This is a genomic window from Photobacterium sp. BZF1 (assembly GCF_014349205.1).
In the GTDB taxonomy this organism is placed as follows: domain Bacteria; phylum Pseudomonadota; class Gammaproteobacteria; order Enterobacterales; family Vibrionaceae; genus Photobacterium.
Map to the genome: position 1 here is coordinate 1 of NZ_JACSOF010000181.1, position 11,739 is coordinate 11,739.

The following is an 11,739-nucleotide window of genomic DNA, read 5'->3' on the forward strand; positions in this document are numbered from 1 at the left end:
GAGTAATACATTGAATTAATTATGTTTTAATTTTTAGCATTCCATTGTTAACTTATTTTTTATCACTTTCTTGATCTACGCAAATTGCTGGTCGATACTTACTTTGCGTTTTGATTTGCATTTTGAGTCGCGTTTTGACTTGATGTTGTATTGCAGAGGAAAGCACTTTAATGACCAAAAGATTGTCACTTCTAATCGCGCTATTGCCGTGTCATTTAATGGCGTCAAACTCCCCAACAACAGCGACAGCTATTGTTCTTCCTGGTCTTCACGAATCAGGACAGACTCTACAGGGTATACCGATGGATGCAGCTTCCGTCATTGACTGGGAAGTAGATAACAATAATTTGGTCTTTGGTTCCTATGGTGATAGAGCAAACAACGAACGTATTGATGCTGTCGGATATATGTACAACCAGAAACTAGAATTCAATGCCGGCTGGCTCGAAAATGATATTAGGAACTACGCCGAGAATAACGGTTTAAACTACGAAGATTTTTTCTTGCACTTCTCCGAAGATACCATTCTGGCAGAGGTTGATAAAAGCCACGGTGAAAACACTCTTATTAATCGTAAACCCATAGTGGTGGGTTATACCGCCAGTGACAACCATGCAGGTTTTTGGCTATATCAACAACCGCCGTGGGATGCCGATGTATTTGAACATGCTGACAATGGCGGCGCGCTTTATATCTATCACTCAGAACAATTTGACAGGCTCAATGTTAAGTTTTCTCAATTTGCTCAAGGCGGCACCTTCACAATTGAGTACCCGACAGCAGTTGATGCAAACGGGCTAGTCACATCATGGGCGAGCTTGGACATCAAAAACGACAAAACACAGAATATGACTAAACACCAAAATATTATTTGGAATATGCCATCAGACTGGGTTCGTGCCACGACCCACGACGGCAGCGGTCAAAGTTACGGCGGCGGGCAATATTTTGGTTCTACGTTTATCCGCGATGGCGGTCGCTTGTACGTCACCAGAATCATCTGGCAGGGGGATAACATTGAGCACCGTCCGCGGTTGAAAGAAGTTAGATTGAAAAATAGCTTCCCGACGGTGAAACCTGCTGATGCACCAGCAACGACAGCTGATGGAAAAACGATCGAAAGGTGGCGCAAAGTCAGGGGGTTCGACATCTCGGCTGACTTGAACGGCGACAATTACCTGTCTAATTCTGAATATAAAAACCGCACTAACAGGAATGCAACAGCGAGATTCCGCTGGGAATCCCGTGTTATTCCTTTTGGCCGGATGTGGAATCAACAATCTTCATGGGCACTAACAAATCTTTCTAACTCTGATTACCTGCAAGCTGTGCACGAATATTATTCTGCCAACTGGGCAAGTCAGGGCCTCAACGGTGCTTACAACGACGATACCAATAAGCTCATTGGCCCTAATCAATTTCATATTCTTTCAGGAGGTAATGTAGAGGAACTTGGCAAAGTTGCTGGTACAGAAGAAGCAATTGAACTCTATCAAAATCAATTCTCAAACTTCTTGGAAAGCCTTTCTTCTCTGGAGCCTGATTCCCTGATAAGCGTAAATATCGGGACAGCAAACCTATATGGCCGAAATGGTCAGTCACACTTACTGGATGCTGGTTCTTTGTACCTCAGGGAGCACTACCTATTCCCATCAACAGGTTTTAGCGGTTACGCTGGAATATCGAAATTCTGGGATAATTCTGCATTGGCCCGCAAAGGAAAGAAAGTTATCTTCCAGGCGACCACCCGATACGGTCGGGTTGCATATTTCGGCAACTCAGAAGATAACTGGAATAACGACCAGTATTCATCGCTGGCCATCTACTACCTGAATTACCAATTTGCCCATAGCTTTTTCAACCAGTGGAACTCCAGTTATATTTACGGTAGCAACAACACAACGGCTGATAACTTTTGGAAAATTGGTGTGGCAAAAAACATTGCTTACCGGCCAAGCGAGTTACTCAGTGTCGATTTAGGTACCCCCGCAGATGTTATACCGGATGGCTATCAACCGATTTCGCTAATGCTGTCGACACAAACGCCATCACCTGCTGATTACACCATCATAGGTGATTCAACCATGAACGAAGCTGTACACAATGATCTTCCAGGTGGTGTTGCTGAAATAGATCCAACCTACACCTATTTTGCCTATCGTTCCGACCGGGATGTGGTAAAGGGTGGACCGGAAGAAATGGTTTTGGCCAGGGAGTTCACCAAAGGGCGTGTCCTTTACCGTACCGATTTCCATGGCAAAAATGTGGATTATTTCTCAGCCCCGAAATTGACTATCCCGCTTGAAAAGCCGATGCGCCTCGTAGACAGTAACGGAAACATAGGTAATTACGTCACTCAAGTAGAAATTGGCGGTTATCAAGGACTATTTTTGCTTTATTAAATGGATATAATCATTGAATAAAGTAGGTTTAGTACTTAGGCATCATCATGCAAAATCGATTAGGCTCAGCGATACAACTAGTTTTGGCTATCGCTATATTTTATTTGGGTTACACCATTTATTCATTTACCAATACGATCAGTAAGGTTGTTGATACCTACCCACAAATGATGGCAGACATCAATGCGACAGCCGATAAATTAGAAATAGAGCAATGGTTATTGCTAGCTAAAACATTTGAAGAGTTAACACCTCAAGCACTGTTATTGGCCGATGATATGCAAACAACTATAGAGGCCGTAAACCAAACGGTCGCCTCAGTTGATCAAAAAGTGCCACGCCTGCTAGATGAAGTACAAGCGATACGCAACGAAACTATTCCTTCGGTGCTTAAAACCGTAGAGACAGTAAATAGTACAACCCTCCCCATCGCACTCAATGAATTAAAACATTACCGAACAGATGTCATTCCTGTTGTGTTGATTGAAAGTGAAGGATATAGAAAGAGCACCATACCTGCTGTTATTTCTGAATCGGAACAACTCCGCAATGATGTGCCTATCATTTTGGCTAAGACTGATGAAATTGTTGAGAAAAGTGAACAACTTACTCAGCAAGCAACACAAGGTGCGGTTAAGGGTGTCTTGCTCTCACCTGTTAATTTGATCCGGGATGCAGGTACTGGCCTGATCAGCCTCCCCTCTTCTAGTGATCCGGAACCGGAGCAATAACTGTAGAGTTATCGGGGTGCCATCAAAGCAAATCATTATAGATGCGATGGCATCATTTCTGGCCGCTTTTCCTTGAGCTGACCATAAACACTATACCCATCAGGCTTTGGATTGCCATAACGATAAGAAACAGGCGTAATGAAATTTCACAGGCAATAATCTCGTTTCTAGACAGGAAGGCTGAGGTTACCAATGCGTCCCAGTGATAGAAAAAAGTAGCAGGAACAATTGCAATAGTAATTGCCAACCCTTTGATAAACCATGATTTACCCTGCCATTCAGCTTTTGTATGGATACTATAACGCCCAGCCGTCCATAAGATTGCAGCAATAATAACGACCAAACTTTCCATACACACCCTTGCAAATCAACAATTCTGAACCATTTCAAAATTATCATTAGGTTTGCTTATCGAAAAGCTTATATTTGCTCTGCGCACAAATGGCATATCAACCACACAGATTTTACCAACACAAACAACTGGAAATATTGGCAAATAAGGAATTACATTTAGAAACAAACTTCAACTTTAGCATCTATCACTAAAATTAGAGCCGTTAATGCAAATATTGAAATCTCATTTCTCTATTTTGAAGGATAAAGTGCGATTTAGAGGGGCAAGTGCCCTACGAGAGAAACAAAAGAACGAGGTTGGCTGAACAACATAGTCCAGCCAAGCTCTATCATTCTTTATGAACAATTACCCGCCTTGCGGTAACCGGCAGAAATGGCTTCTTGCTCAGACTTGAAGTTTACAACATTCTTAGGACTCACACGGTCATAGCTAGGACAGCCTGCAGGCAAATGGTATACCTTGCTATTTTTATTGCCACGGATGTGACTCACCGCTTTCGTAACCTTATTGGCCTCTTTTGATACAAAAGCTGTTTTTAGCCCAAGTCCACTGTTCTTATGGCCCACTTGCCAAACCGCTTTGCCTGTTACAAATGGATTATCGTGGCCCATTTGTTTAGCAATTCGTTGGTTTCGCTCAAGCTCCCATTGCGATACAGGATACTGTCTATCCCATGCCACCAGCAGACGCTGTTGTTGAGTGGACATAGGTAAATTGTAACGATCAAACATATAGAAATAGGTTCGAGCAATTTGACCTTTGATCTCATTCCTAGGCTCGGCTGATCGGCTCTTGAAATCAACTTTGAAGTCACATTGACCATACTGGCTAGCAGAAGCATTGAATTGACTAAAGTTGAAGTTAGAGCGGTCACCGTTGACCTCTCCGATAGAAGGCGTCAGGTTATGCATGTCAGCTTCCATTGCAGCAAAGACAGGGTCAGACTTCACGCAATTTTTACGGCCACCCTCCTGCCAACATTGCCTTGCCCTACCAAAGTTAGAGGCAGGAACAATGTGCTCCCATTCTATCCTTTGGGCACGATTCTGGTTTTTTCGCACTTCATAGCCGCAACTATCAAGGTCAACCCGACCACCACTTTTGCCCATAAATGTATAATTACAACCGCAGTAAAACGTCCCTTTTTCTGTTTGGTCAAAATAGACATGTTCTTTTGCTAACACTTTGGCATGACTGAAATTATTCGGGGCAGCAATAGCATTTGAAGTTAATAAAAGAACAAATATTGGTAGAAGCAGTGTTTTTGTCATTTTCTATGCAGCAATAGTATTGATATATCGCACTAGAATGACACAACACTATAGATAATTCGATAGTTATCTATTTTCACAACTTGCTTGAGCCCAATCATTAAAAATGACTAGCAGATTTCAGGCGTTCAGCCCCATCCTTCACTAATGATGGACCTTTTCATGGCTTGTGACGGAATTCCGAATTTCTGAACAAACTTCCCCAAAAATTCAACAGTCCAATACGTCTACGAACCACCTCTGCCCAGTAGACACCCACTAATACACCTAACATAAGGCTTGTAGGGATAGCCCACTTACTCGCTAAAGCCCACCCTTGTAGATGAACCCCCATACCGATAAGCATAAAAAGTAAAACAGGGGATATCACGATAGATACCCATAAAACTAGCTGAATAAGAAAACCTATTGCGATTCCAAACATTCTTGTTTCCTATTATGTTTTACGCTCTCAACTGTTCTCGATAGCCCTTATCAGCATATGTAGTCGTATCAGCACCATTAATCTTACCTGACTAAATGATTAACCGGATAACCTTATTAATCCTCAACTTTCTTCATGCCACATACTGAACAGATCGAATGCCTTTCAAATTCATCCATCGAGGCGATAAAAGGCCCTAAAAACCATCCAGCAAAAAAGCCTTTCCAAAAAGATTCTGCATCTTTTTCATGTTTTTTATGTTGTTTTCTAACTAACACAACATAATGTTGAGTTATGTTGTCACATAAGGAACAATACGATTTTTCTTCCGTTGATAACATTCGTTTCCTTGTAAAGTTAATATTTGACCCTACGCTTGATAGCAGAATCTTACTATCACGCTAATCGATTAGCAAAGCAATGACTAGATTCACACTTTAAACTCAATACCGAATCAAAACCTTTTAACTTATTTCGACATTCTTAATTAAGCAAGAAATATGAAATCTAACTTTTTAAATTTGCACCGAAATATAAATCTACCCAGTAAACCAGAAAATCACATCACTTATTTTTTATTCTCTCTATATGTATCGACCTAGGCTAGGGTTTAGCGCCTACTCAAGTGCTGGAGGGGTGTTTTGCATACACTCGGAAGCATGTATAATAAGCTTAATCTCATCACATGATTAATAGCGACAAAAGCAGGTTCAAGGCCAATTAATATCGCCACAGCAGTCATTGCTTCAACACTGCCCGGCAACCATGATAGCAATAACACTTCCCATTCTTTTGTCGTGATAAAGCTAAATACCAATGCATAGCCAATTGTGATAGCAATGCCCATTGCCGTGATAATGAAACCCGCTTTTGAATAGCGGATTGCTTCCCGAGCGGTTGTCTCTGCCAACCTGACACCAATTAATACACCAAGCATCGACGTAGCAAACAAGATAAGCTCTTTCGGTACGGCAGTTATTACCCCACCTAGCAGCCAATTATTATAAGCGAGGCTGACAAAGAGCCCCATCACCATAAATGGTGCAGGTAACCCGAGATAGCCGGTCAATTTACCAAGTAAGAAACTCATTGCCGCGATAGCAATCAAGTGCCCAGCCCAACTTAATGGGAATACAGCATCTTTTGGAAGAACTTCCGCCCCTTGTGCGGCTATAAACCCAGCTAAAACCACCAACATCAATAGTCTCACCGTATGAGAGACAATCACTTTAGGTGACGGCTTCTCTTGTTCCTCGTTTAAAACCAAAATGGCACCTAGTGCACCAGGAATGGCCCCGAGCAGAGACTCAAAAGGCCGCCAGCCTTCTTTTTTATTCAGCCATAGATAACTGACCATCGTTTGGGAAAGCATACATAGAATCAAGCCTACCAATAGCATTGGAGAGAAAGCAGCGACTAGTTGAGTCAGCTGTACAGTCATTCCTATACTTACGCCTAAAATTATCTGGACGAGTAAAATGACAAATCCAGGAAGCCTGATTTTTTTCCCGGTTGTTTTAAGGCATGCAATAACAACAAGGGTGGCACCGAATAATTCTCCCATCGGCAGATTCAGGAAACTTGCAGCGAATGCCCCAAGTAGCCCCATCAGCATAATCACAGCCACACCCATCCTTTCCTTCCTCTTCAATACCTAGCGTTGCAAACTCTCTAACAACATAAATCTATCAATTGAAATAAGGATTAAACATGCAACACAACATCGTCTTATTGATTGCATAATCAAATATTGATGTAGATAACATTCAATAGCATAATTTTGCTTAAAACAACACCACAACCGTAAACCAAGATTTACACAACACAAAAAACCAAAAAACCGCACTGATATTGACATTTTATCTTGTACTATTTCGGTGGTTCGATTATGTTGAGCAGGAAAGCAATCAGAGGCTCACCACGGCCCAGTTAGACTTTTTTCCACCTAATTACACACAACATAAGATTCTGAACATGAAGCCAACATTACTCACTACTTCACTTCTCAGCGCACTCAGCCTCGCAACCGCCTCTGCTTTTGCAGGTGAAACACTTGATCGTATTGAACAAAATCAAGAAATCCGTATCGGTGTGACTGGTGACTATATGCCGTTTTCCGAAAAGCTACACGACGGCAGTTATGTGGGTATTGAACATGATCTAGCCGCTGTAATTGCTGAAGAGCTTGGGGTTAAGTTAACGCTCGTGCCAACCAGTTGGCCAACGCTAATGGAAGATTTCCAAAACAATAAATATGACGTCGGTATGAGCGGTATTTCGGTGACGGATGCACGTAAGGAATACGCCTACTTCTCCCACAGCTACTATAACTATGGCAAAACGCCAATTACCCGCTGTGAAGATGTCGAAAAGTTCGACTCGCTTGAGAAAATCGACCAACCAGCAACAACAGTTATCATCAACGAAGGCGGTACCAACGCTATTTTTGCACGTGCTAACCTCAACCAAGCCAAACTTCATGTCGAACCGACTAATAAATATGTCTACGACCGTATTATTGATGGAACTGTAGATCTGATGATCCCAGATTCAGTAGAAGCCGACTACCGCGCTCGTCACCATGACGAATTGTGCCGCTCCATGCCAGGCTTTGAGTTTACAGAGTCAACCATCGCAACCATGATGCCTAAAGACGATGAACTAAAAGCACGTATCAATGCTGTCCTTGCCAAGCTAGAAGAAAACGGTCAACTAGAAAAAATTATCGATAAGAACATGGGTATCAAGATCTAATCACAGTCAATCTATACCAGTAAAAGTGCCACTAAACAGTGGCACTTTCCTGCCCCATCTTTAGCCCCTGCAAAATTAACCACTGTAATTAGTGGGAGTACATTAAATATATCTCTACCAAAAACCGAAAAATCCGGCACTTACAGAGCCAAGTGGCAACAATGATAGAATCTATAACCGTATTTCTTTTTCGTCTTTTTTATCAATAAGCTTTGTGAAAATATAATTGTCACACATTTAAAGCCTCTATATAAAAATAACGTCAGAATATTAAGGAAGTTGTAATGATAGGAAGGATCACTCAGTTATTTCCCGTTTGGGCCATTCTTTTCGCTGTAATAGCCTATACCTCACCCAGTTTATTTGTCGGTCTAAAAACACAAATCGTTCCCTTGCTGACCATCATCATGCTGTCGATGGGGATAAGCTTATCAGCCAAAGATTTCCTCAATGTCGCCCAACATAAAAAGGCAGTGGGTGTTGGCGTGGTGCTGCAATTTTTGATTATGCCTCTCACAGCATTGCTGATTAGTTTCCTTTTAGGCTTTAGCACAGAACTGACCGTCGGGATGGTATTGGTTGGCAGTGTTGCCGGAGGAACGTCTTCGAATGTCATGGCTTTTCTAGCGAAAGGGAATGTCGCTCTTTCCATTTCAATGACTGCTATTTCAACCCTGTTGGGAGTAGTGCTTACCCCATTGTTGGTTGAGTTATTGGTTGGTGAAACTGTCGATGTCCCAGTTTCTGCCATGCTAATGAGCTTAGTGAAGATTGTCCTTTTACCTGTCGGAATCGGTGTAGTTATCAATACGTTTGCACACAAAGCCGTTGCCAAGGTGAATGCTTTACTTCCTCTTATATCAATGGCTGCCATCGTATTAATTATTGCCATTGTTGTCGCTCTAAACGCAGAGAATCTCAATCAGGTGGGCCCGATGGTTGCGCTTGCTGTTATCTTGCACAACGGCTTTGGCTTAACCGCAGGCTACTACTGTTGCCGCCTGCTGGGTTTCAACGAATCGACATGCCGCACCATTGCCTTTGAGGTAGGTCTTCAGAACTCAGGTCTGGCGACTGCGCTTGCAATGAAATTCTTCTCACCGGCCTCCGCAATTGCCGGTACTATTTTCTCGGTTTGGCACAATATCTCTGGCTCACTTCTGGCTGGTTACTGGGCAAGCAGGAAAGAAAGCCAAGCTAAAACGTCAATCGCAAATTAATATTTTTACTCATTATTACTTGGCATAAAAGAAACCTTGTCGGTAAACATACCGACAAGGTTTTTTATACGCATTAATACGGTTAACTAAGGTTAATACCCTTTTTTGCGCTGCCTGCTTTGACTTTGTACCGAACGATACATCTTACCTAGCTGCTTATCTTTGTCCCGAAGCTCACTTAAGGTCGCTGTATTGCGGGCTTGCTCAGCCAGTAATTTGTAATAGTTCTGTACGCGTCGCTTATCAATCTCTCCAACTGCTAGTGCTCTCTGAACAGCACAACCTGGTTCAGACTGGTGTTGGCAATCACTGAAACGACACTGTTGGCTTAACGCTTCAATATCAGCAAATGTTTCAGAAACCCCACTCTCGCAATCAGTTAGTTGTAATTCACGCATTCCAGGTGTGTCAATCAGCACCGCACCCGATGGCATAAAATGCAATGAGCGTGACGTAGTCGTATGGCGTCCTTTACTGTCATCCTCACGGATAGTACCAGTCTGCTGCACCTCGTTACCCATCAAGGTATTTACGAGGGTAGATTTACCCACCCCTGACGATCCCATGAAAGCGATAGTCTTACCTAGGCGGCACCATGACTCCAATACACTATACGAAGATGTATCTAACGCATTGAGCACCTCAACCACCAACATAGAATCGAGTGCCTGCACTTGCTGACGTTTCTCTTCACTGTCTTGGCACAAATCCGCTTTGGTCAGTATAACGACAGGCTCAACATTGGCTTCCCGCGCTATCGCCAAATAACGTTCAATGCGGCTTAAGTTAAAATCCTGGTTCAACGAACAGACGATAAATAACGTATCGACGTTTGAGGCAATGTATTGCTCCGCTATCTTGGCACCTGCTGCCTTACGGCTAAATAACGAAACTCGCTCCAACAGGCGAACAAAGTGGTTATTACTGTCAATAAGTACCCAGTCCCCTACAGTCATTGAGGGTAACGAATGATGGATCTCAAGCGTGACCGGCCCGTCCTCGGTCTGTAAGGCATAACCATTTCGGTGATGGGCTAAAATACGGGCAATTTTAGCTTGTTCGTAATCTTCAAGTGTTAGTTGCTGTTGAAATACTGGCTGCCAACCAAGCTGGCTAAGTGTAATAGTAGAATTCATTATTTTCCCCACGCACAGGCCACTAATCAGTTTTGGCTCTGAAAATGCGTATCAAAGAGAATTTAGGGTCAAATAAATACAGATAGACCCCGGGTTGATAACACCGGGCAAAAGAAAGGAAGTGGTAAAGCGGTTAGTTCAATGTCGCTGATGCTTGTTTGGTCAATATCAGATCTAAAGCGCTTATTGTGTTTGCTTCGCAGTCTTTGCCGAGTGGGTACGTAATACAATCATCTTTATCTCCTAATGTTATGTTCAATGCTGATAACGATAATACCAGATCTTTTGTCATTGGGTAGATCCACGCAGTAACTATTTTTCAGTTAAATGACAGCCCGCAACTGTTCAGCATGCATTCAGCTTTTCATTGCAATGTCATCAATCTTCTATCAAAACAACATATATCCCTCCTAGTATTCACAGCAATTGCACAGCTGTGCAAAACGAATGAACGAGGTATATTTTGAACGCTTTGCCTACAGGGACAGTTGGTTCCAACCAATATTCGCGCTGGTTTGCCATGCGCTATCACTTACGGTTAATGATGCAAACGCCGACCACGCTAATCGGTGTTGTACTGGCTGTAATTTTTGCCTATTTCATCGCTGTACCTGTTTTTTCATTGTTGCTGGACGCTTTTCAGGTTCAGTTCGGCGATGAAAGACGAATTGGTGATGTCACTGGAAGCTGGACAGATTACTACATTAATCGAGCTCTGCTGTCCCCTATTTCCCAATCACTATTCTGGCAACCCCTTTCCCACACAATGCGCGTTGCATTGGGTGTAATTGTTATATCCCTTTCGCTAGGTAGTGTGCTGGCTTGGCTGGTTAGCCGCAGCAATATGTTTGGCAAAAAATGGTTCGCCACAGCTCTTATTGTCCCTTATATGTTGCCAGCTTGGACATTTGCCATGGCCTGGACAACCATCTTCAAAAACCGTTCTACGGGCGGCCAGCAAGGGTGGTTAGAAAGCTTAGGCATTGAGCCTGCTGATTGGATGGCCTATGGCGAATTACCGATAATTATCATCTTGTCACTCAACTACATTCCGTTTGTGATCTTGTTGCTTGGCAATGCCCTTCGCTCATTTGACACCCAACTTGAAGACTCGGCCCGTATCCTCGGGGCACCTAGCCGCACGATTACATTCAAGATCATCATGCCTTTGATGCTGCCAGCATTGATGTCTGCTTGCGTACTGATTTTTGCCAAGGTGCTTGGTGAGTTCGGTGTTTCCTACATCCTTGGCCTTCCGGTTAACTATGAAGTGTTATCAACCTCGCTATACCGCAGTATTGAATCACGCCAAACAGGTGTTGCCGCAGTTTTGGCGGGTGCCATTATGTTCTTCGGCATCATTTCATTGTTGATTGACGCTACCTTGCTAAGAGAAGCAAGGAAGTTTGTCACCGTTGGCAGTAAAGGTGTCATGCACCGCACTAA

General features: G+C 42.9%; 9 protein-coding genes and 1 pseudogene. 5 read left to right on the top strand and 5 right to left on the bottom strand.

The features are described from left to right. Window positions 1-170 precede the first annotated feature (170 nt). Complete coding sequence (locus tag BIZ37_RS26730) at window positions 171-2,402, top strand: hypothetical protein (RefSeq protein ID WP_187464115.1); 2,232 nt, start codon at window positions 171-173, stop codon at window positions 2,400-2,402. A 47-nt stretch (window positions 2,403-2,449) separates the two neighbouring features. Further along, a complete protein-coding gene (locus BIZ37_RS26735; protein ID WP_187464116.1) occupies window positions 2,450-3,133 on the top strand; it encodes a hypothetical protein in 684 nt (227 codons plus the stop codon). Window positions 3,134-3,185: 52 nt separating this feature from the next. Here the strand turns inward: BIZ37_RS26735 and BIZ37_RS26740 are convergent, their stop codons facing one another. The 4 genes and pseudogenes from BIZ37_RS26740 to BIZ37_RS26755 all read right to left on the bottom strand — a co-directional run bounded on the left by BIZ37_RS26740 (window position 3,186) and on the right by BIZ37_RS26755 (window position 6,816). Continuing rightward, the gene (locus tag BIZ37_RS26740) at window positions 3,186-3,485 is read right to left on the bottom strand and encodes a hypothetical protein (RefSeq protein ID WP_187464117.1); all 300 of its coding nucleotides are present in this window, start codon (window positions 3,483-3,485) and stop codon (window positions 3,186-3,188) included. A 590-nt stretch (window positions 3,486-4,075) separates the two neighbouring features. Beyond that, window positions 4,076-4,759, bottom strand: a pseudogene (locus BIZ37_RS26745) (endonuclease); the annotation flags it as partial. 540 nt (window positions 4,760-5,299) lie between these two features. Continuing rightward, window positions 5,300-5,524 (bottom strand): hypothetical protein, encoded by a 225-nt coding sequence (locus tag BIZ37_RS26750; protein ID WP_187464119.1) that lies wholly within the window; start codon window positions 5,522-5,524, stop codon window positions 5,300-5,302. Between the two features lie 269 nt (window positions 5,525-5,793). Continuing rightward, entirely contained in the window at window positions 5,794-6,816 is a 1,023-nt protein-coding gene (locus BIZ37_RS26755; RefSeq protein WP_187464120.1) for an AbrB family transcriptional regulator, read from the bottom strand. A gap of 341 nt (window positions 6,817-7,157) precedes the next feature. Between BIZ37_RS26755 and BIZ37_RS26760 the strand changes: the two genes are divergently transcribed. Together BIZ37_RS26760 and BIZ37_RS26765 are read left to right on the top strand one after the other, a co-directional pair. After that, a complete protein-coding gene (locus BIZ37_RS26760; protein ID WP_187464121.1) occupies window positions 7,158-7,937 on the top strand; it encodes a transporter substrate-binding domain-containing protein in 780 nt (259 codons plus the stop codon). A gap of 284 nt (window positions 7,938-8,221) precedes the next feature. Next, on the top strand, window positions 8,222-9,157 hold the full coding sequence (locus tag BIZ37_RS26765) for a bile acid:sodium symporter family protein (protein WP_187464122.1): 936 nt from the start codon (window positions 8,222-8,224) through the stop codon (window positions 9,155-9,157). Between the two features lie 92 nt (window positions 9,158-9,249). Here the strand turns inward: BIZ37_RS26765 and rsgA are convergent, their stop codons facing one another. Beyond that, window positions 9,250-10,293, bottom strand: a complete 1,044-nt coding sequence (rsgA, locus tag BIZ37_RS26770; protein WP_187464123.1) for a ribosome small subunit-dependent GTPase A — start codon at window positions 10,291-10,293, stop codon at window positions 9,250-9,252. A gap of 463 nt (window positions 10,294-10,756) precedes the next feature. Between rsgA and BIZ37_RS26775 the strand changes: the two genes are divergently transcribed. After that, the coding region (locus BIZ37_RS26775; RefSeq protein WP_222939846.1) for an iron ABC transporter permease at window positions 10,757-11,739 on the top strand (983 nt) is incomplete at its 3' end.